Below are 19,513 nucleotides of genomic sequence, written 5' to 3'. Positions count from 1 at the left end.
TGCTCTCCCACTTGGTGCAGTCATGAGACGCCCGACCCTCGAGGCGGTCGCCGCCCGGGCGGGGGTCTCCCGCGCCACCGCCTCCCGGGTCGTCAACGGCCAGACGACGGTGGCGCCCCATATCCGCGACGCCGTGCAGCGCGCGATCGACGAGCTGGGCTACGTGCCCAACTCGGCCGCGCGCAGCCTGGTCACCCAGCGCACCGACTCGATCGCCCTGGTCGTCAGCGAGCCGGGCACCCGGGTCTTCTCCGAGGACCCGATGTTCTCCACGGCGATCAGGTCGGCGTCCGTGGCGCTCGAAGCGGTGAACAAGCAGGTCGTGCTCATGCTGGCCTCCTCCGCCAAGAGCCACGCCCGGGTGGAGCGTTACATCGCGGGCGGGCACGTCGACGGGGTCATGCTGATCTCCATGCACGGCGCCGACCCGCTGCCGGCCGCGCTGTCGCGCCTGCGCGTCCCCGTGGTCTCCTACGGGCGGCCCGCCGTTCCCGTGGACATCCCGTACGTCGACAACGACAACGTCGGCGGAGCGGAGATCGGGGTCCGGCACCTGGTGGAGACGGGACGGCGCAGGATCGCCACGATCGCCGGCCCGCAGGACATGATCGGCGGCCAGGACCGCCTGGCCGGCTACCGCAACGTGCTGCGCGACTCCGACCTCAGGTCGATCGTGGCGATCGGCGACTTCACCCGGGAGTCGGGCGCGGTCGCGATGCGGCAGCTCCTGCGCGACGACCCCGACCTGGACGCCGTCTTCGTGGCCAACGACCTGATGGCCGTCGGCGCCCTGCAGTCACTCCGCCAGTCCGGGCGCCGGGTGCCCGACGACGTGGCCGTGGTGGGCTTCGACGACATCGAGGCGGCGAAATACACCGAACCGCCGCTGACGACGCTCAGGCACCCGGTGGCCGAGCAGGCGGCGGCCATGGTCGGGCTCCTGCTCGGGCTGTTCGAGGGCGGACCGGCCGAGCCGGTGATCATGCCCACGGAGCTGGTGATCAGGGAGTCCGCCTAGATGATCCCCGCCGTGGCCGCCGCCGTCTCCCTGGCCGAGGAGCACGGCATCCGGGTGGCGGATCCGGTGGTCCTCAACGACTCGTTCAACCTCCGGGTCCACCTGCACCCGGCCCCGATCGTGGCGCGGGTGCCGACGGTGACCGCGCTGGGGCGGGCGCGGCCCGCCGACGCGTTGCGGCGGGAGCTGGACGTCGTGTCCTACCTGCACGGGCAGGGCGTGCCGGTCGTGCCGCCGAGCGACCTGCTGCCTGCCGGGCCGCATCTGCGTGACGGGGTCGCGGTCTCCTTCTGGAAGCACGTCGAGCACGACCCCGGCCATCGGATGGGCCCGGAGACGGCCGGGCGGGGGCTCGCCGAGCTGCACGAGGCGCTGCGGGGCTTTCCCGGCGAGCTGCCCTATCTCGGGCCGGTGCTCGACGAGCCGCTGCGGCTGCTGGAGCTGCTCGACGGGGAGGTCCCGCCCGGCGTGCTGGCCCGGCTGCGGGACGCGCACGCGGGCCTGGCCGAACGGCTGGCGGGCCGCACGGCGCAGGCCGTCCACGGCGACGCGCATCCCGGCAACCTCCTCGCCACCCCCGCCGGGCTGCTCTGGAACGACTTCGAGGAGAGCATGGCCGCGCCCGTCGAGTGGGACCTGGCCTGCCTGCTGCGCACGCAGCGGCTCGACGGCCGGGCGGCCGTCCGGGCCTATGGGCACGATCCCGACGATCCCGAGCTGCGGGAGTTCCTGGCGGCGCGGGCGCTGCAGGGGACGCTGTGGATGCTCCTCAGAGGGCTGCGGCTGCCCGCAGGGGCCGCCGACGCCCGCGCGACGCTGGAGGCGTGGCTCCGGGACCCCAGCGGCGCCACCCGCTAGACCGGGATCACGCCGCCGCGCGGGCCGAGGAAGTAGCCGCCGGTGACGTCCAGGACGTGACCGGTGATCCACCGGGACTCCTCGCTCGCGAGCAGCGCCACGGCGTCCGCGATGTCCTGCGGGCGGCCGATGCGGCCCAGCGCGGTCACCTCGGTGACCGCGCGCTCGGCGGTGCCGTCGTCCGCGCGGAGCCAGGCGTTCATGTCCGTCTCCGTGACTCCCGGGGAGACGGTGTTCACGGTGATGTTCCGGTCGCCGAGGAGGGGCGCCAGGCTGAAGCCCAGCGTGTCCAGTGCTCCCTTGGTCATCGAGTAGACGAGGTCCGGGAGGGCGATGCGGACGACGGCCGAGGAGATGTTGATGATCCGGCCGCCGTCGTTGAGGAGCGGGAGGGCCCGTTCGATGATGAAGTACGGCGCCCGTACGTTCACCGCGAAGACCCGGTCGAACTGCTCCTCGCTCACCGTGCCCAGCACCCCGGCGAGGATGGCGGCGTTGTTGACCAGGATGTCCAGCCGCTCCCCCCGGATGCCCTCGAACAACGCGTCCACGCCGTCCTCGAACGCCGCCTTAACCGCGTACGCCTGCCCGCCCGCGCCCTCGATCGCGGCCACCGTCTCCTTGGCCAGGTCGTCGTTGCTGGCGTAGTGGACGATCACCCGGGCCCCGTCGGCGGCCAGGCGCTCGGCGATGGCCCGCCCGATCCCGCGCGAAGCTCCGGTTACCAATGCCGTCTTTCCCGACAAATCTCTCATGCGCTCCATCGTGGGTCTCGGCTCCCTCACCCGTCCAAGACCGGCTGTTATAGCTTTTTGCTATGGATGCCCATATTCGGGATCTCAGGTATTTCGTGGCGGTCGCCGAAGAGCTGAGCTTCACCCGGGCGGCGGCCGAGCGGCTCTTCATCTCGCAGCCCTCGCTGAGCAGGCAGATCAGGCAGCTGGAACTGTCGATGCGGGCCAAGCTGTTCGAGCGCGACCGCCGTACCGTGGCGTTGACGGCGGCGGGGGCGGCGCTGCTGCCCGAGGCCAGGCGGATCATCGAGCAGTGGGAGGGCGCGCAGCGGGCGGTGGTGGCGGCGCGCGAGGAGCGGACGCTGGTCGTCGGGTTCCAGACGCGGATCGGGCGCGGGCTCGTGCCGTCCATCTCCTCCGCGCTGCCCGGCTGGGACCTGCGCTTCCGGCAGGTGCCGTGGAGCGACCCCACCGTGGGGCTGGGCGACGGCCAGGTCGACGTGGCCGTCGCGTGGCTGCCCATGCCGGGCCACGACTACGACTGGACGGTGGTCAGCACGGAGGAGCGCTGGGTGGCGCTGCCCGCCGCCCATCCGCTGGCCGCCCGCCCCGAGGTCACGCTCGCCGACCTGGCCGGGGAGGCGTTCGTGGCGATGCCGGTCTCCGCCGGGCCCATGCGGGCCTTCTGGCTGGCCGACGACCAACGATCGGCGCCCGCCGTGGTGGGGGCGGAGGCGGAGACGGCCGAGGAGGCGCTCGAACTGGTCGCGTCGGGGCGGGCCGTGGTGCTGGTCTCGGCCGGGAACGCCGAGCTCTACCGGCGCGACGACGTGGTCAGCAGGCCCGTGGCGGGGCTGCCGCCGAGCAGGCTGGCCGTCGTCTGGCGGCGTGACGACCGGCGGCAGGCCGTACGGACGCTGGTGGACGTGTTCGTCACGTGCATGTGCGTCACCTGATCGTCATTTGTTGACACCGTATACCTTGCTGTTTACGGTGTATACATGGTGCTCAGAGCAGCCGCTCCGCTTTTATCCGCGGTGCTTTTCTATTTCGGTACGGGTTTCGCGCCGATCCCCGCGCTGACCTGGCTCGCGCCGCTGCCGATGCTGCTCCTGGCGTCACGGGCGAGCGGCAGGGCGACGTTCACCCTCGCGTTCCTGGCCTTCCTGGCGGGAATGACGAACCAGCTCGACTTCTTCCTGCGCACCCCGTCGGTGCCGCGGCCCATCGGGATCGGCATCATCGTCGGCTGCTCGCTGCTGTTCGGGCTGGTGGTCTGGCTCTTCAGGGCGCTCGCCCGGCGCGGGCTGACCATGCTCGCCGCCACCGCGCCGCCCGCCGTGTGGGTGGCGTTCATGTACCTGACCGTGCTGGCCAACCCGACGGGCATCATCTGGCCGCTTGCCACGTCCGTGGCCGACGTGCCCGTGGTGACCCAGATCGCCTCGGTGACCGGCGCCTGGGGCGTGGAGTACGTGGTGCTGCTGGCGCCGACCACGTTGGCGGCGATGCTGTGGCCGGGGGTGGCCGCGGCGGCGTGGCTGCGTACCGGCGTGCTCGGGGCGGCGGCGTGCCTGCTCGTGCTCGTCTTCGGGGCCGTGCGGCTGGCCGGCGCGGACTCGACCGCCTGGCGGCAGGTGGCGGTGCTGTCGGCCACCCGCTACCAGTGGGCGCCCGACGCGGCGAGCCCGGCGGGCAAGGCCCTGGTCGGCGAGTACGTCAAGGAGATCGCCGAGCTACCCTCGGGGACCAGCACGGTGGTGCTCCCCGAGGGCACGCTGGGCACGGACGAGGCGAGCCTGGGCCCGGCGCTCGCGCCGCTGCGCGAGATCGCCCGCGATCGGAACATCGACGTGGTGATCGGGGTCGTCCACACGACCCCGGAGATCAAGTACAACTACTCGGTGGACCTCCCGGCAGGCGGACTCGCGCCGGTCTACTACACGAAGTGGCACTTCGCGCCCGGGGAGCCGTTCCGGCGCGGGGACCAGCTCGTCTTCGCGCGTGACCACGTCGGGCTGGCCAACTGCATGGACCTCAACTTCCCCGCGCCGATCCGCGACTACGCCCGCGCCGGGGCGCGGCTGATGGCGGTGCCGGCCGCCGACGAGTTCGGCAACGGCTGGCAGCACAGCCGGATGGGACTGCTGCGCGGCGTGGAGACCGGACTCTCGGTGGCCTGGGCGGCGCAGTGGGGCACGCCGATGATCTCGGACCCCTGGGGCCGGGTGCTGGCCGAGCGGGACACCGAGGGCACGCGGCAGCCGTTCGTCACGGCCTTCGCCGACGTGCCCTCGGGCCCGGGCCCCACCGTGTACGCCCGGTTCGGCGACTGGTTCGCGTGGCTGTGCCTCGCGCTGGCCGCCGCCGGGCTGGTGGCGCTGCGGTCAGTCCCCCGTGAGCCAGGCCGTGGTGTCGGCGGGCAGGGCGCCGTCCTCCAGGGCGCCGCTGGCCAGGAGGAGCCGGCCCGCGGGTAGCGGCACCGGGTCGGAGCCCAGGTTGGTGACGCTCGTCAGGCCCGAGTCCCTGGTGAAGGCCAGGACCTCGCCGCCCGTCGGGAGCCAGGTCAACGTGCCGTCCCCCAGCAGGTCGCGGCGCAGGCCCAGGGCCGTCCGGTAGAGGTTGTGCATCGAGCCCAGGTCCGTGCGCTGGGCCTCGGCGGTCAGCTTGCGCCAGCCCTCCGGCTGCGGCAGCCACGGCGTGCCCGCGCCGAACCCGAACGGGGGCTCCTCGCCCGACCACGGCAGGGGGATGCGGCAGCCGTCCCGGCCCGGGTTCGTGCCGCCCGATCTGGCGTACATCGGGTCCTGGCGGAGCTCGTCCGCGAGATCCTCGACCTCGGGGAGGCCCAGCTCCTCGCCCTGGTAGACGTACACGGAGCCGGGGAGCGCCATGGCCAGCAGGGCCGCCGCCCTGGCCCGCCGGTAGCCCAGCTCCAGGTCGGAGGGGGTGCCGTGGAGGCGGCCCCCGTGCGCGAACGTGGTGTCGGCGCGGCCGTACCGGGTGACCGTGCGCGTCACGTCGTGGTTCGACAGCACCCACGTCGGCGGGGCGCCGATGGGGGTGTGGGTGGCGAGGGTCAGGTCGATGACCCTGCGCAGCTCGGCCGGGTCCCACGGGCAGGACAGGAAGTCGAAGTTGAAGGCCGTGTGGAGCTCGTCGGGCCGCAGGTAGCGTGCGAAACGCTCCTGGTCGGGGAGCCAGACCTCCCCGATCAGGATGCGCTCGCCGTACTCGTCGGCCACCTCGCGCCACCGACGGTAGACGTCGTGGACCTCGTCGAGGTCTTCGTACTTCGTGTCCGACTTGATCAGCAGGGCGGCGGAGTCGATGCGCACGCCGTCCACGCCGCGGTCGAACCAGAACCGCAGCACGTCCTCGAACTCCTGGTGGACCTCGGGATTGGTCCAGTTGAAGTCCGGCTGCTCCGGGGCGAACAGGTGCAGGTACCACTGGCCGTCGGGGACCTGGGTCCATGCCGCGCCGCCGAAGATGGACTGCCAGTCGTTCAGCGGCTCGTCGGCGAACCAGAAGCGGTCCCGCGCCGCGGGGTTCTCCAGCGCCTCCTTGAACCAGGCGCTCTCCGTGGAGCTGTGGTTCGGCACCACGTCGATGATGACCTTGATGTCGAGCTCGTGCGCCTCCTCGATGAACCGCTCGGCCTCGGACAGCGTGCCGAAGACCGGCTCGATGTCGCGATAGTCGGCCACGTCGTAGCCCCCGTCGGCCATCGGCGACGGGTACCACGGGTTCAGCCAGATGGCGTCGATCCCGAGATCCTTCAGGTACGGCAGGCGGGAGCGCAGGCCGGCCAGATCGCCGATCCCGTCACCGTTCCCGTCGGCGAAACTACGCAGGTAGACCTGGTAGATCGCGGCCCCCCGCCACCACGTTTGCGACATGCGCTTATCCCTTGATGCTTCCGGCGGTGAGCCCCGCCATGATGTGTCGTTGGAAGACGAAGAAGACGATGATCATGGGGATACTGGCGATGACCAGGCCGCCCATGATCTGGTTCTGGGTCACCGCGCCCGCCGTCTGCGACAGGCCCACGCTGATCGTCATCTTCTCGCTGTCGGTCATGACCAGCAGCGGCAGGACGAAGTCCTTGAACGCGGTGACGATCGTGAAGATGGAGACCACGCCCAGGATCGGCCTGGAGACCGGCAGCACGACCGACCACAGCACCCGCAGCGGGCCCGCGCCGTCGATCTGCGCCGCCTCGATCAGCTCCCGCGGGATCGAGTCGAAGAACCGCTTGAGCAGGAAGATGTTGAAGCCGTTCGCCGCCGCCGGGAACCACAGGCCCCAGGCGTTGTTGAGCAACCCCAGGTCCACGATCGTGACGTAGAGCGGGATGAGGATGACCATGGGCGGGATCATCAGCGTGGCCAGCATCGCGCCGAGGATCACGGTGCCGAACATCGGGCGCAGCTTCGACAGCGCGTACGCCGCCGTGACGTCCACCGCCATGGAGAACAGCCACGCGCCCAGCGAGTAGTACGCGGTGTTCGCCAGCAGCGTGCCGATGTCGAACAGATCCCAGGCCTCGAAGAACGCCTCCAGCGACGGGTCGGCCGGGACGAGCGACGGCGGCATCTGGGCGATCTCCTCCGGCGTCTTCATGGCGCCGGTGATCATCCAGTAGAGCGGGAAGACGAAGGCCAGCGTGAAGACCACGATGACGGCGATCAGCACCAGCCAGTAGATCCGCCGGCCCCACCTGCTGTTGAGCTGGTGCGGCGAGACGATCGTGCGGAACTGCACCTGGATCGGCTTCGGCGACTTCCGCCGGCGCTTCGGCCTCGCGCCGCCGGGCGGCTCGGACACCGGGGCCCGCCTGTGTTCGGTCGCCGTCATGCCCTGTCCTCACGGGTCGTCCTGAGCTGGAAGGCCGCGAAGACGAGGAGCGCGAGCATGAGCAGCATGCCGAGCGCGCCCGCCTGGCCGTAGTTCATCTGCGAGAACGCGAACTGGTACATCAGGTACGCGACGCTCACGGTCGCGTTCTCCGGGCCGCCGCCGGTCAGCATGTACGGCTCGATGAACACCTGCATGGTCGCCACGATCTGCAGCATCAACATGAGCAGCAGGATCAGCCGGGTCTGCGGGATCGTGACGTGCCTGATCCGCTTGAGGATCCCGGCCCCGTCGAGCTCGGCGGCCTCGTACAGCTCGGGCGGGATGTTCTGCAGCGCCGCCAGGTAGATCAGCGTCGCGCTGCCCATGTTCATCCAGGTCGAGACGAGGACCAGGGAGATCAGGGCGGTCGACGACGAGTCCAGCCAGGCCAGCGGCGGCAGGTGGAAGAAGTCCAGGACCTGGTTGAACAGCCCGGGCCCCGGATCGTAGAACCACCTGAACAGCAGCACCGCCACGATCGGCGGCAGCATGACCGGCAGGTAGACCACGAACCGCAGGTAGGCCCGGGCGTGGCGCAGCTCGTTGAGGACGAGCGCGACGACGAACGGCACGGCATAGCCGCACAGCAGCGCGAGCAGCGTGAACTCCACGGTGTTCAGCCAGGCCTCGCCGAAGGCCGGGTCCTGGACCGCCGCCTTGAAGTTGTCCAGCCCCACCCAGGTGGGCGGGTTGATCAGGTCGGTCTTCTGGAAGCTCAGAATGAACTCCCTGACCATCGGATACCAGGCGAACACCGTGAAACAGATCAGGGCCGCGCAGAGGAACCCGTAGGCCGTCAGGTTGCGCCGCAAGATTCCCATCAAGGTCAGCCCTTGGCCGCCAGCATGGAGTTCGCCTTGGTCTCGGCGTCCGTCAGGAGCTGGTCGACGCCGGCGTCCTTACGGCTCAGCACGCCCGACATGACCACGTCGAGGATGGCGTACAGCTCCTGCGCGTGCACCGGCTCGGCCTTCGGCGGGATCGTCGCGGCGGCCTGCACGTACGGCGCGTAGTTCGTGACCGGCAGCGAGGCGTTCTTCTCGCGGTCGGCCTGGATGGCCTTGCCCGTCGCCGAGTCGCCGTAGACGGCGTTGTCGGGCACGCCGACCGGGTTGCCGATGGCCTTACCGCGGGCGAAGTCGAAGCGGCCCTTGCCGGCGGTGTTGTAGCGGAAGTCGACCCACTCCAGGCCCGCCTTGGCCTCCTCGGGGGTGGCCTTCGGGTTGATCATGAAGGCTTCGCCGCCGCTCAGCGATGCCTTGGCCTCGGGGAAACCGGTGATGCCGTAGTCGGCGACGTTGCCCTTGAACTTGGTGACCACGTCGGTGACCACGTCGGGCGCGCCCAGCATCATGCCGACCTTGCCGCTGCCCATGGCCATCATGAGCGACTCCCAGCCGACCAGGAGCTTGTTGCCCATGCTGTTGTCGACCCAGCGCATGTCGTGCAGGTTCTGCAGCACGGCCTTGCCCTCGGGCGAGTTGAACGCGGCCTTCTTGTTGTCGGGGGTCAGGATGCTGCCGCCGCGGCCGTAGATGGCCTGGGTGAAGTGCCAGCCGCCGGTGTTGCCGCCGGAGTACTCGCCGTAGCCGACGTAGCCGGCGCCGAGCGCGCCGATCTTCTTGGCCGCCTCGCGGACCTCGGCCCACGTCTTGGGCGGGGTGTCGGGATCGAGTCCGGCCTTGGTGAACAGGGCGCGGTTGTAGACCAGGCCGACGCCATAGTGGACGTTCGGCACGCCGTACACCTTGCCGTCCTTGGTCACCATCTCGCGCACGTCGGGGCGCAGGTCGTTCCAGTTCTTGATGGTGCTGGTGTACTGCGTGATGTCGAGCGCCTGGCCCTGGCCGATGACGTCGTTGTAGTTCGTCACCGGGACCACGAAGACGGTCTCCATCTGGCCGCCGGCCAGCTTGGGGCCGAACGTCTTGGGGTCGAAGCAGGGCTGCTGGTCCGTGCTCTTGACCGTCACGCCCGGGTGCGCCTTCATGAACGTGGCCACGTCGTCGTCCCAGGCCTGGCGCTCCTTCGGCGCGGACTTGGCGGGCTGGCAGGCCACCGTGATCGTCACGGCCTTGGCGCCGCCGCCGGCGCCGGCTGACGGGGTGGCGGGGTTGCTGGAGCCGCAGGCTGTGGCTGAGAGGCCGAGCACGGACACGAGCAAGAGCCCAGTGGATCTCCGCATGGTCTGACCCTTCTGATGCGAGGTGCCCACACCATAGGATCGGGGACGGATGTTCGCAATATTTCGACTGCATATTGCAAGATAACGACTGGATTACGCCTGCGTGGCGACGCCTCTCACCCACCGCACGGGCTGAGGTCCCTTGGGGAGGAGAGGGGGCACCGGCCGAGACCCCCAGAGAGGAGGGGGTCCCTAGACCGTCGCGCGGGCGCGGGCGGTGGAGGCGCGGACCACGAGCTCGGGCTCGAACAGCAGCTCGTCCGCCGGCACCACCGCCTTGTCGATCTGCGCGACCAGCAGGTCCACGGCGGCCCGGCCCATGGCGTCGATCGGCTGGCGGACCGTGGTCAGCGGCGGGTCGGTGCAGTTCATCAGGGCCGAGTCGTCGAAGCCGATGACCGAGATGTCCCCCGGCACGGTGAGCCCGGCCCGGCGGGCCGCCCTGATCGTGCCCAGCGCGAGCAGGTCGCTGGCGCAGATCACGCCGGTCACCCCGCGCTTGACCAGCCGGGCGGCGGCCGCGTGCCCGCCCTCCAGCGAGAACATCGTGTGCTCGACCAGCCCGGGATCCCCGCCCTCCGCCTGGAACGTCTCCAGCTTGCGCCGCGACGGCATGTGGTCCTTCGGCCCGAGCACCATGCCGACCCGCTCGTGGCCGAGCGCGCGCAGGTGGGCCAGGGCCATCTCGGCGGCCACCGTGTCGTCGCACGACACCTGCGGGAAGTCGAGGTGCTGGACGGCCGCGTTCACCAGCACGGTCGGCAGCTTGCGCTCGTGCAGCAACTCGTAGTGCCCGTGCGCGGCGTCGGCCTGGGCGTAGAAGCCGCCGGCGAAGACGACGCCGCTGACCTGCTGCTGGAGCAGCAGGTCCACGTAGTCGGCCTCGGAGACGCCGCCGACCGTGCGGGTGCACAGCACGGAGGTGAACCCCTGCTGGGCCAGCGCGCCGCCGACCACCTCCGCGAAGGCGGGGAAGATCGGGTTCTGCAGCTCGGGGAGCACGAGGCCGACCAGCCGGGCCCGGTCGCCGCGCAGCTGGGTGGGGCGCTCGTAGCCGAGCACGTCGAGGGCGGTCAGCACGGCCTCGCGGGTCGCGTCGGAGACCCCGGGCTTGCCATTGAGCACCCGGCTCACCGTCGCCTCGCTGACTCCGACTTTCTTGGCCACCTCTGCGAGTCGTCGCGTCATGCGCAAACTATACGGCCTTCAGCGCAAGCGCTTGCAACGGCTTACGTCGATCCTACGTAGGGCTTTGCACCGCCCCACAGCCGTCTCCGCAGCCCGGGCGACTTCCTGACCAGCGAGGAAACACTGCATGCGGTGATTCTTGTCAGTCAACTGTTTGCGAAATCTCGTCGAAATATTGCGGCTATCTGCTCGACATCCTATGGTTCGGCCATCCGCCTTACCCGGAAGGGCCACCCCCATGAGAGCACTCTTAGCCGCCCTTACGTTAGCCCTCGGATTCCTGGTAGCCATCGAATTCCGTGCCGCACCCGCCAACGCGGCGGCCGACACCAACCTCGCGGCGGGCAGAACCGCCACCGCGAGCAGCTTCACCGAGGTGTACGCCGCTCCCAACGTGACCGACGGCAACCAGGCCACCTACTGGGAATCGGCCAACAACGCGTTCCCGCAATGGGTCCAGGTCGACCTCGGCGTCAGCGCGAGCGTCAACAAGCTCGTGCTGAAGCTGCCGTCCGGCTGGCCCAGCCGTACCCAGACGCTGACCGTCCAGGGCAGCACGAACGGCTCCGCCTTCAGCACGATCGTCGCCTCGGCGACGTACACGTTCAACCCGACCGCGACGATCACCTTCGCCGCCACGACCGCCCGCTACGTCCGGCTGCAGATCACCGCGAACACCGGCTGGCCCGCGGGCCAGCTCTCCGAGTTCGAGGTGTGGGGCAGCGCGCCGGACAACCCGCCGCCGGGTGGCGCCAACCTGGCGCTCGGCAAGGCGATCACCGAGTCCTCGCACACCCACACGTACGTGGCCGCCAACGCCAACGACGACAACCTCCAGACGTACTGGGAGGGCGCGGCCTACCCCAACACGCTGACCGTGCAGCTCGGCGCCAACGCCGACCTGACCTCGATCACCCTCAAGCTCAACCCCGACCCGGCCTGGGCCAGGCGGACCCAGAGCATCCAGGTCCTCGGCCGTGAGCAGAGCGCCGCCGGCTTCACCAGCCTCGTCTCCTCGGCCACGTACACCTTCGACCCGGCCACGGGGAACTCGGTGACCATCCCGGTGACCGGCAGGGCCGCCGACGTCCGGCTGCAGATCACCGCCAACTCGGGCGCTCCGGGCGGGCAGGTGGCCGAGTTCCAGATCTTCGGCACGCCGTCGGCCAATCCCGACCTGACCGTGAGCGACCTCTCGTCCTCCCCGGCCGCGCCGGTGGAGACCGACGCGGTCACGCTGTCGGCCACGGTCAGGAACGCGGGCACCGCGGCCGCCGCCGCGACCTCCGTGAACTTCTACGCGGGCGCGACCAAGGTCGGCAGCGCGAGCGTGGGCGCGCTGGCCGCGGGGGCGTCGACCACCGTGTCCGCGAACATCGGCGCCAGGGACGCCGGGACCTACCAGCTCTCCGCCAAGGTGGACGAGGACGGCAAGGTCGTCGAGCTGAACGAGGCCAACAACACCGCCACCGGCACCCTGACCGTGAAGCCGGTCGACACGGCCGACCTGGTCGCCTCCCCCGTCGCCTGGACGCCGGGGAACCCGGCCGCGGGCAACACGGTGACGTTCTCGGTGGCGATCAAGAACCAGGGCACGGTGGCCTCCAGCGGCGCCTCCCACGGCATCACGCTCACCGTCACGAACGACTCCGGCACCGTCGTCAAGACCCTGACCGGCTCGACCGGCGGCGCCATCGCGGCGGGCGCGACCACGAGCCCGGTGAGCCTGGGCACGTGGACCGCGGCCAACGGCAAGTACACGGTCAGGACGGTGCTCGCCGACGACGCCAACGAGCTGCCCGTCAAGCGCGCCAACAACACCAGCGAGCTGCCGCTGTTCGTGGGCCGCGGCGCGAACATGCCGTACGACACGTACGAGGCCGAGGACGCCGTGATCGGCGGCGGGGCCACGCGCGTGGGCCCGAGCAGGGACATCGGCACGATCGCCGGCGAGGCCTCCGGGCGGCGCGCGGTGACGCTCAACCAGACCGGCGCGTACGTCGAGTTCACCACCAGGGCGGACACGAACACCCTGGTCACCCGCTTCTCCATGCCCGACGCGGCGGGCGGCGGCGGGCTCAGCTCGACCCTGAACGTCTACGTCAACGGCTCGTTCCTCAAGGCCGTCAACCTGACCTCCCGCTACGCCTGGCTCTACGGCGCCGAGGCCAGTCCGAGCAACTCCCCCGGCTCGGGGCCGCCCAGGCACATCTACGACGAGGCGAACGTGCTCCTCGGCGCCACCGTGCCCAAGGGCAGCACGATCAGGCTGCAGAAGGACTCGGCCAACACCCAGACGTACGCGATCGACTTCGTGGACTTCGAGCAGGCGACCCCGGTCGCGAACCCGGACCCGGCGAAGTACGCCGTACCGACCGGTTTCACCCACCAGGACGTGCAGAACGCGCTCGACAAGGCCCGCATGGACGCCAACCTGACCGGCGTGTACCTGCCGCAGGGCGACTACCAGACGTCGAGCAAGTTCCAGGTGTACGGCAAGTCCGTCAAGATCGTCGGCGCGGGCCCCTGGTTCACCAGGTTCTCCTCCCCTGCCGGGCAGGACAACACCGACGTGGGCTTCCGCACCGAGGCCTCGGCCAACGGCTCGACGTTCGCGAACTTCGCCTACTTCGGCAACTACACCTCGCGCATCGACGGCCCCGGCAAGGTGTTCGACTTCTCGAACGTGGCGAACATGACGATCGACAACGTCTGGGCCGAGCACCAGATCTGCCTCTACTGGGGCACGAACACCGACAACATCACGATCAAGAATTCACGGATCCGCAACCTGTTCGCCGACGGCCTGAACATGACCAACGGCAGCACCGGCAACCACGTCACCAACGTCGAGGCCAGGGCCACGGGCGACGACAGCTTCGCGCTGTTCTCGGCCACCGACAACAACCCCGGCGAGCAGACCGGCAACGTCTTCGAGAACCTGACCTCGCTGCTCACCTGGCGGGCCGCGGGCGTGGCCGTGTATGGCGGCTACGACAACACGTTCAGGAACATCTACGTCGCGGACACGCTGACCTACCCGGGCGTCACGATCAGCTCGCTGGACTTCGGGATCCCGATGAACGGGTTCGGCGCCAGCCCGCCCACGACGTTCGACAACATCTCGCTGGTCCGGGCCGGCGGGCACTTCTGGGGGCAGCAGACGTTCCCGGCGCTGTGGCTGTTCTCCTCGTCCAAGGTGTTCCAGGGCATCCGCGTCAACAACCTGGACATCGTGGACCCGACGTACAGCGGGATCATGTTCCAGACCGGCTACTCCGGCAGCGCGCCGCTGAACCCGGTCAAGGACACGATCCTCACGAACGTGTCGATCAGCGGGGCGCAGAAGAGCGGCGACGCCTTCGACGCCAAGTCCGGGTTCGGCATCTGGGTGAACGAGCTGCCCGAGCCCGGTCAGGGCCCGGCCGTCGGGTCGGCCACGATCAACAACCTGAGGTTCGCGAACAACTTCCAGAACATCAAGAACACGACCTCGACCTTCACCCTCACCACCAACTAGAGGTCTGACCTGGTGGGCAACCCCTGCCAGTCGCTGACGCTGGTCACCGCGGCGGCGCTCAACAGCGCCCCGCGGTGCAGGCGTTCCTGGGGGATGAGGCCGTCGAGCGCGGCGCTGATGTAACCGGCCGCGAACGCCTCCCCCGCGCCGGCCGTGTCCACGATGGGGACCTGCCAGCCCTGCACGTCGTAGCGCATCCGGTCGGCGCGCACGCTCGCGCCCTTGGCACCGCGGTCCACCACGACCTCGCGCTCCGCCGTGAGCGCGGGCTTGACCAGGTCGAGCTCGTCCTGGCGGAGGAAGAGCAGGTGCGAGTCGCAGGCCAGCTCGCCGAGCACCTCCTCGGCCTCGCGTACCGACGGCCACAGCTCGGGCACGTAGTCGACGGAGAAGGAGACCATCACCCCGGCGTTCTTCGCGGCGCTCACGGCGGTGCGCACCGCGTCGAGCGCGTCCCGGCCGAGGCCCGCCGTGAGACCGGTCACGTGGAGCATCTTCGACGCCGCGATCCGGTCGATCGGCACGTTGCCCGGAGTGAGCCGCGAGCCCGCCGAGCCCGCGCGATACTGCGTCACTCTCTGTGAGCGGCCGACACGGGTCTCTCTGAGGATCAGGCCCGTGCGCAACCCCTCGGACACGCGCATGTCCGCGACGTCCACACCCTCGCCCCTGAGCGCGGTGAGCACCCTCGCGCCCAGCTCGTCATCGCCCACCTTGCCCAGGTAAGCGGTGCGGTGCCCGAGCCTGGCCAGCGCGATCGCCAGGGTGAACTCGGGCCCGCACACGTCCAGCCGGGCTTCGCTCTCGTGGCGAACCCGGCCGCTGGAGACGATCCCCAAGGGCTCGCCGAGCGTGTAGACGTCGGTCATGCGCCAGACTGTAGCCGGTCAAGTACTTTTCCCGCATAACCCCTGGTTGCCAGGTTGATCAAATATTTTCTGTAACATTAGCCAACCTTTTCCCCTTCTCGTGGCTCAAAGTAGTAAAGGGGTCGGCCACCCCGAGCCGGCTCCAAGTCAATACGGGGAGAGGAATCAGCACCCTCATGAGAAAGATCGCACTTGGTATCGTTTCCGCCCTTGTGGGCGGGGCCATGCTGATGTCGGGCGCGAGCACTGCTTCGGCGGCCACCAAGGTGGACACGCAGCTCAAGATCCGCGACATCGACCCTAATCCGGTCGTGGTGGAGCCCGGCTCCGAGACGACCGCGTACTTCGACATCGGGGCCAGCTCCGACGTCAAGAAGGTCGAGCTCAGCGTGGCGCCCGAGGGCGCTCGCACGCTCCGCGCCAAGGACGTCAAGGACCTCGAGGGCTGGCGCTTCGCCGTCGGCTTCACCGAGGGGGACCCCCAGGGCAAGTGGCAGGCCACCGCTGTAGCCTTCGACTCCGCAGGCAAGGAGATCGCGAAGGACACGGCGTTCTTCTCGGTCGAGCTCGAGAAGAGCAAGTCCGAGACGCGTATCTCGCGCTTCTCCGCCGACCCGTACAAGATCCGCAAGGGTCGTACGATCGAGTTCTCCGGCCGTCTCCAGGTGGATGACGACGGCTGGGAGGGCGTCCGCGGCGAGAAGGTGGACGTCTACTTCCGCGCCAACGGCTCCAGCGGCTGGAAGTGGGTCGCCTCCGCCAAGACCAAGTGGGGCGGCAAGTTCTACGCCGAGACCCGCGCCTACAAGAGCGGTACCTTCCGCGCCGTGTTCAACGGCAACGACGAGCTCGACGGCTCCAAGAGCCGCACGGACTACGTGCGGGTCTACGGCAGCTGGTGGCGTCGTTAATCCATAAGACGGAGGCCCGGTCCCTTCCCAGGGGCCGGGCCTTCCGGCTTTTCGGGGGCCCTCAGGTTTAGGGATCACGCTTTGCGTGCATGGACAGTCGCATTGCGTGGATCTACCGACCCCCGAAGGAGCCTCGTATGCCGCATCCCCTCATCGCCCTCGTCCTGAGCATGACGAGCACGCTGGGGGCGGCGCCTTCGTCCGATCTGTCCGTACGCTACGAGCAGCCGGGCTCGCCGGGCGCCGAACAGGCCAGAAAGCTCCTCAAGGACGGTGACACGCTCAGGACCCGGATCCGGCTGCCCGCGTCGGTCAAGGTCGTCGCCCGTGACTGCGACGCACCGGAGGCCACCTGGGACCTCGAGGAGCGCCGGATCACCATCTGCTACCAGCTGGTGGACAAGGTGCGCCACGTGATGGACGGCATCTCCGAGACCGAGGAGACCGACGCCCGTACCAGGTCCGCCCGCATGGACGGCGCGCTGGCCGTGCTCTTCCACCACCAGCTCGGCCACGCCCTGACCACGCTGAACGGCCTGGCCGACAGCGAGGAGCAGGCCGACCAGTTCGCGGCGCTGACGCTCGCGTCCGACGCGCCCAAGCGCGTGGTGGCCGCCGCCGAGGCCCGCCACCTGCTCGCCGGCCACTCCGGCATCGACCACCTGTCGGGGCCGCCCGAGTCGGCCACGTTCTCCTGCCTCCTGTACGGCGCCGACCCCGGCAAATACGACCGGATCGCCCAGGGCGGCTGGGTCCCGCCCGAGCGGGCGCCCACCTGCGCCGGCGAGTACGACCGGGTCAGGTCCGCCGTCGGATCGATGGCCGTGAAAGCGGGCACGTAGCGGGTAGCGTCCGGAGTATGGCCGACGAGCTGCTCAAACACTTCAATCCGTTCGACATCTTCGACGCGGAGGCCGCCCGGCTCGACCGGTTCTTCAGCGGGCTCGACGAGGCCGGCTGGCAGCGGCCGTCCCGGTGCGAGGGATGGTCGGTGCGCGACGTGCTGGGCCACCTGGCGGGCGAGGAGCTGTACAACCACGCCTGCCTCGACGGGACCGTGCAGGACCTGCTGACCCGGCTCTCCAAGGCCGGCGTGTCCGGCTACAACGACTTCAACGAGTGGTCGGTGCGGCAGCGACGCCACCTGCCCGTGGCGGAAGTGCTGGAGGAGTGGCGGGTCCAGAACGGCGAGACGCGCCGCCGCATGCGCGAGCTCGGCCCCGGCGGGCTGATCGACACCATGGCCGGGCCCTACCCGTGCGGCCGGCAGGCCTTCCACTACGACTCCGAGTACGCCACCCACGCCGACGACGTCGGCGCGCCCGTCCCCGACGCCGAGGTCGACGACCGGACGCTGTGGCGGGTGGCGGTGGGGCGGTTCGTGCTGGCCGAGCAGGAGGCCAAGGTGCAGGTGGAGCAGACGGCAGACGAGATCTGGGCCGCCGTGAACGGGGTCACGGCCTCGCTGTCGTACCCCGAGTTCGTGGAGGCCACGGTGGGGCGGCTGCCCGCGTCGCACGGGATCGACCCGCGCGTCGTCGCGGCCCTGAGGTGCCTCGCCTGACCGTTCGGAAGGGGGATCGACCATGTGGCTGCGTAACCGGGCGGGCACGGAGCCACTGAGCGCGCGCAGCCCGCTGCGCACCCGGCGGATCCTGTCCCTGGTCGCGCTGGTGCTGGGGATGGCGGCGGCGGTGTTCTTCGCGGTGCTCGCCGCGAGCACGGGGGCGGAGGTCTGGCGCTGGGAGGCCGCGATCGCGGCCGCGGTGGCCGTCGTGGCCGCCGCCGACCTGGCACTGCTGCGCCGGCGGCGCTGACTGTGCTGTCAGGTGGTCAGTACGGCGAGCAGGAGCAGGACGATCACGAGCGCGCCGGCCGTGAAGATCATCCAGACGTGCGCCAGCACCCACCTGCGCAGGCGATCACCATACGCGTGGGGGAAGTCCCCATCTGATTCGATCTTGTTGATCGCCGCGACGCGCCTGGCCAGCTCGGGGTCCTCTCGCTCAAGGGCCTGCTCGATCTCAGCGAGAATGCGGCGTTCCTTTCCAGAGAGACTCATGGCCATCACCACTGCTCCGATGCCGGTGACCACCTTTTACCCAGCAGTAGCGCAGGCATGCCCCCTCCGGCCGATCCCCCGCAGGCGCGTACATGCCTGCGGGGGGGCCGCCCGTCACTTGCGGCGGTTCGCGTAGCGCTGATTGAAGCGCTCGACGCGGCCCGCGGTGTCGAGGATGCGGCCGCGGCCGGTGTAGAAGGGGTGGCTGGCGGACGACACGTCCACGTCGACGACCGGGTACGTCTTACCGTCCTCCCACTCGACCGTCCTGTCGCTGGTGAGGGTCGAGCGGGTGAGGAACGCGAACCCGACGCTCGGGTCACGGAAGACGACGGGGCCGTACGCGGGGTGCAGGTTCTTCTTCATGGCCTGCACAACCAGATGACAACGGTTTTCATTCCCGGGCTTCCGGATCGAGTCCCAGCACCGTGCGGCCGCCGTCCACGGGGATGGTGGCGCCGTTCACGAACGCCGCCTCGTCCGAGAGGAGGTGCGCCACGACGGAGGCCACCTCGGCGGGGGTCGCGACCCGGCCGAGCGGGTGCAGCATGGCCAGCTGCTCCTCGACGGCCTGCCGCGCCTGCGGGGTCTGCGACTCCAGGAACGCCTCATACCGTTCGGTGGCCACCGAGCCCGGGGCCACGGCGTTGACCCTGATGCCGTGCCTGCCGTACTCCACGGCCAGCGCCCTGGTCAGACCCTCCGTGGCGGCCTTGGCGGTCGAGTAGGGGAGGCTGCCGGGCACCGCCCTGGTGGCCTGGTGGGAGGTGACGTTGACGATGGCGCCGGGCGTACCGGCCGCGAGGAAGTGGCGTACGGCGGTGGCGCAGCCCACCACGGCGAGGTCGAGATTGGCCGCGATCAGGGCTCTGACCTCGGCGATCGGGGACGTGTGGACGGAGGCGTCGCGGAACACGGCGGCGTTGTTGACCCAGCCGCGCAGGATGCCGGCCTCCTGGGCCAGGTCGGCGGCCCAGGCGGCGACCTCCTCGTCGGCCGCGTCGCCGATCAGCGGGATGACTCGAGGGCCGGCCCAGGCGAGGGCGTCGGGGTCGCGTTCGACGGCCACCACGGTGTCCTTCTCGCCGCCCTTCTCGCCGCCCTTCTCGCCGAGGAGCCGTTCGACCACGGCCTTTCCGATGCCACGCCCGCCGCCGGTCACCACATAGGAAAAGGTCATGACTCGACGCTATTACGCTTTTACCGTGCGCTATTCCTGACGCAGCGAAGTGACATTTATCACCGTATTTCTGACCGGTGAACGGG

At 69.9% G+C, this 19,513-nt stretch carries 19 protein-coding genes; 9 read left to right on the top strand and 10 right to left on the bottom strand.

From position 1 onward, the window contains the following. The first annotated feature begins 22 nt into the window (after positions 1-22). Positions 23-1,018 carry a LacI family DNA-binding transcriptional regulator gene (locus tag AB0J87_RS05405; protein WP_350729896.1) on the top strand — a complete coding sequence of 332 codons (996 nt, stop codon included), beginning with the start codon at positions 23-25 and terminating at the stop codon, positions 1,016-1,018. Beyond that, entirely contained in the window at positions 1,019-1,876 is an 858-nt protein-coding gene (locus AB0J87_RS05400; RefSeq protein WP_363962737.1) for a phosphotransferase, read from the top strand. It begins immediately after the preceding gene. Here the strand turns inward: AB0J87_RS05400 and AB0J87_RS05395 are convergent. Beyond that, positions 1,873-2,631 (bottom strand): SDR family oxidoreductase, encoded by a 759-nt coding sequence (locus AB0J87_RS05395; RefSeq protein WP_350729892.1) that lies wholly within the window; start codon positions 2,629-2,631, stop codon positions 1,873-1,875. The two genes, AB0J87_RS05400 and AB0J87_RS05395, sit on opposite strands and share 4 nt — an antisense overlap. A 62-nt stretch (positions 2,632-2,693) precedes the next feature. Here AB0J87_RS05395 and AB0J87_RS05390 point away from each other — a divergent pair, with 62 nt between their 5' ends. Then, positions 2,694-3,566 (top strand): LysR substrate-binding domain-containing protein, encoded by an 873-nt coding sequence (locus AB0J87_RS05390; protein ID WP_363962736.1) that lies wholly within the window; start codon positions 2,694-2,696, stop codon positions 3,564-3,566. An 81-nt stretch (positions 3,567-3,647) separates the two neighbouring features. Next, a complete protein-coding gene (locus AB0J87_RS05385; RefSeq protein WP_363962735.1) occupies positions 3,648-5,087 on the top strand; it encodes a nitrilase-related carbon-nitrogen hydrolase in 1,440 nt (479 codons plus the stop codon). On the opposite strand, the gene AB0J87_RS05380 is transcribed toward AB0J87_RS05385, so the two are convergent. The 5 genes from AB0J87_RS05380 to AB0J87_RS05360 form a co-directional block, all read right to left on the bottom strand. After that, entirely contained in the window at positions 4,998-6,512 is a 1,515-nt protein-coding gene (locus tag AB0J87_RS05380) for a glycoside hydrolase family 13 protein (protein ID WP_363962734.1), read from the bottom strand. The two genes, AB0J87_RS05385 and AB0J87_RS05380, sit on opposite strands and share 90 nt — an antisense overlap. Positions 6,513-6,516: 4 nt before the next feature. Beyond that, positions 6,517-7,470, bottom strand: a complete 954-nt coding sequence (locus AB0J87_RS05375; RefSeq protein WP_363962733.1) for a carbohydrate ABC transporter permease — start codon at positions 7,468-7,470, stop codon at positions 6,517-6,519. Continuing rightward, positions 7,467-8,333, bottom strand: a complete 867-nt coding sequence (locus AB0J87_RS05370) for a sugar ABC transporter permease (protein WP_192790492.1) — start codon at positions 8,331-8,333, stop codon at positions 7,467-7,469. The genes AB0J87_RS05375 and AB0J87_RS05370 overlap by 4 nt, the downstream gene beginning before the upstream one ends. A 5-nt stretch (positions 8,334-8,338) precedes the next feature. Continuing rightward, positions 8,339-9,697 (bottom strand): extracellular solute-binding protein, encoded by a 1,359-nt coding sequence (locus AB0J87_RS05365; RefSeq protein WP_363962732.1) that lies wholly within the window; start codon positions 9,695-9,697, stop codon positions 8,339-8,341. 192 nt (positions 9,698-9,889) lie between these two features. Then, positions 9,890-10,885: a LacI family DNA-binding transcriptional regulator gene (locus tag AB0J87_RS05360; protein WP_350729881.1), complete on the bottom strand. Its 996-nt coding sequence runs from the start codon at positions 10,883-10,885 to the stop codon at positions 9,890-9,892. Positions 10,886-11,123: 238 nt separating this feature from the next. Between AB0J87_RS05360 and AB0J87_RS05355 the strand changes: the two genes are divergently transcribed. Next, positions 11,124-14,405, top strand: coding sequence for a discoidin domain-containing protein (locus AB0J87_RS05355; RefSeq protein WP_363962731.1), 3,282 nt, complete (start codon positions 11,124-11,126; stop codon positions 14,403-14,405). On the opposite strand, the gene AB0J87_RS05350 is transcribed toward AB0J87_RS05355, so the two are convergent. Further along, positions 14,402-15,274: a sugar kinase gene (locus AB0J87_RS05350; RefSeq protein ID WP_363962730.1), complete on the bottom strand. Its 873-nt coding sequence runs from the start codon at positions 15,272-15,274 to the stop codon at positions 14,402-14,404. The two genes, AB0J87_RS05355 and AB0J87_RS05350, sit on opposite strands and share 4 nt — an antisense overlap. 176 nt (positions 15,275-15,450) lie before the next feature. Here AB0J87_RS05350 and AB0J87_RS05345 point away from each other — a divergent pair, with 176 nt between their 5' ends. The 4 genes from AB0J87_RS05345 (at position 15,451) to AB0J87_RS05330 (ending at position 18,002) form a co-directional block, all read left to right on the top strand. Next, on the top strand, positions 15,451-16,185 hold the full coding sequence (locus AB0J87_RS05345) for a hypothetical protein (protein ID WP_355191304.1): 735 nt from the start codon (positions 15,451-15,453) through the stop codon (positions 16,183-16,185). Positions 16,186-16,322: 137 nt separating this feature from the next. Further along, entirely contained in the window at positions 16,323-17,027 is a 705-nt protein-coding gene (locus tag AB0J87_RS05340; protein ID WP_363962729.1) for a DUF4344 domain-containing metallopeptidase, read from the top strand. Positions 17,028-17,044: 17 nt separating this feature from the next. Continuing rightward, positions 17,045-17,749, top strand: coding sequence for a maleylpyruvate isomerase family mycothiol-dependent enzyme (locus AB0J87_RS05335; RefSeq protein WP_363962728.1), 705 nt, complete (start codon positions 17,045-17,047; stop codon positions 17,747-17,749). 22 nt (positions 17,750-17,771) lie between these two features. Beyond that, the gene (locus AB0J87_RS05330; protein ID WP_350729871.1) at positions 17,772-18,002 is read left to right on the top strand and encodes a DUF6343 family protein; all 231 of its coding nucleotides are present in this window, start codon (positions 17,772-17,774) and stop codon (positions 18,000-18,002) included. Positions 18,003-18,010: 8 nt separating this feature from the next. Here the strand turns inward: AB0J87_RS05330 and AB0J87_RS05325 are convergent, their stop codons facing one another. The 3 genes from AB0J87_RS05325 to AB0J87_RS05315 form a co-directional block, all read right to left on the bottom strand. Next, positions 18,011-18,247 carry a DUF3040 domain-containing protein gene (locus tag AB0J87_RS05325; protein ID WP_355191299.1) on the bottom strand — a complete coding sequence of 79 codons (237 nt, stop codon included), beginning with the start codon at positions 18,245-18,247 and terminating at the stop codon, positions 18,011-18,013. Positions 18,248-18,361: 114 nt separating this feature from the next. Then, positions 18,362-18,613 (bottom strand): type B 50S ribosomal protein L31, encoded by a 252-nt coding sequence (locus AB0J87_RS05320; protein WP_350729869.1) that lies wholly within the window; start codon positions 18,611-18,613, stop codon positions 18,362-18,364. Positions 18,614-18,641: 28 nt separating this feature from the next. Next, positions 18,642-19,427, bottom strand: coding sequence for an SDR family oxidoreductase (locus tag AB0J87_RS05315; protein WP_363962727.1), 786 nt, complete (start codon positions 19,425-19,427; stop codon positions 18,642-18,644). Positions 19,428-19,513 lie beyond the last annotated feature (86 nt).

This window comes from Nonomuraea sp. NPDC049625, assembly GCF_040675285.1.
In the GTDB taxonomy this organism is placed as follows: domain Bacteria; phylum Actinomycetota; class Actinomycetes; order Streptosporangiales; family Streptosporangiaceae; genus Nonomuraea; species Nonomuraea angiospora_A.
This window is presented reverse-complemented; position numbering and strand designations above follow the sequence as displayed.

Excerpts from the sequence above, each read along its gene's own strand:
- AB0J87_RS05405 (WP_350729896.1), top strand. The coding sequence starts at position 23 with ATGAGACGCCCGACCCTCGAGGCGGTCGCCGCCCGGGCGGGGGTCTCC.
- AB0J87_RS05400 (WP_363962737.1), top strand. The coding sequence starts at position 1,019 with ATGATCCCCGCCGTGGCCGCCGCCGTCTCCCTGGCCGAGGAGCACGGC.
- AB0J87_RS05395 (WP_350729892.1), bottom strand. The coding sequence starts at position 2,631 with ATGAGAGATTTGTCGGGAAAGACGGCATTGGTAACCGGAGCTTCGCGC.
- AB0J87_RS05390 (WP_363962736.1), top strand. The coding sequence starts at position 2,694 with ATGGATGCCCATATTCGGGATCTCAGGTATTTCGTGGCGGTCGCCGAA.
- AB0J87_RS05380 (WP_363962734.1), bottom strand. The coding sequence starts at position 6,512 with ATGTCGCAAACGTGGTGGCGGGGGGCCGCGATCTACCAGGTCTACCTG.
- AB0J87_RS05375 (WP_363962733.1), bottom strand. The coding sequence starts at position 7,470 with ATGACGGCGACCGAACACAGGCGGGCCCCGGTGTCCGAGCCGCCCGGC.
- AB0J87_RS05370 (WP_192790492.1), bottom strand. The coding sequence starts at position 8,333 with ATGGGAATCTTGCGGCGCAACCTGACGGCCTACGGGTTCCTCTGCGCG.
- AB0J87_RS05365 (WP_363962732.1), bottom strand. The coding sequence starts at position 9,697 with ATGCGGAGATCCACTGGGCTCTTGCTCGTGTCCGTGCTCGGCCTCTCA.
- AB0J87_RS05360 (WP_350729881.1), bottom strand. The coding sequence starts at position 10,885 with ATGACGCGACGACTCGCAGAGGTGGCCAAGAAAGTCGGAGTCAGCGAG.
- AB0J87_RS05355 (WP_363962731.1), top strand. The coding sequence starts at position 11,124 with ATGAGAGCACTCTTAGCCGCCCTTACGTTAGCCCTCGGATTCCTGGTA.
- AB0J87_RS05350 (WP_363962730.1), bottom strand. The coding sequence starts at position 15,274 with ATGACCGACGTCTACACGCTCGGCGAGCCCTTGGGGATCGTCTCCAGC.
- AB0J87_RS05345 (WP_355191304.1), top strand. The coding sequence starts at position 15,451 with ATGAGAAAGATCGCACTTGGTATCGTTTCCGCCCTTGTGGGCGGGGCC.
- AB0J87_RS05340 (WP_363962729.1), top strand. The coding sequence starts at position 16,323 with ATGCCGCATCCCCTCATCGCCCTCGTCCTGAGCATGACGAGCACGCTG.
- AB0J87_RS05335 (WP_363962728.1), top strand. The coding sequence starts at position 17,045 with ATGGCCGACGAGCTGCTCAAACACTTCAATCCGTTCGACATCTTCGAC.
- AB0J87_RS05330 (WP_350729871.1), top strand. The coding sequence starts at position 17,772 with ATGTGGCTGCGTAACCGGGCGGGCACGGAGCCACTGAGCGCGCGCAGC.
- AB0J87_RS05325 (WP_355191299.1), bottom strand. The coding sequence starts at position 18,247 with ATGAGTCTCTCTGGAAAGGAACGCCGCATTCTCGCTGAGATCGAGCAG.
- AB0J87_RS05320 (WP_350729869.1), bottom strand. The coding sequence starts at position 18,613 with ATGAAGAAGAACCTGCACCCCGCGTACGGCCCCGTCGTCTTCCGTGAC.
- AB0J87_RS05315 (WP_363962727.1), bottom strand. The coding sequence starts at position 19,427 with ATGACCTTTTCCTATGTGGTGACCGGCGGCGGGCGTGGCATCGGAAAG.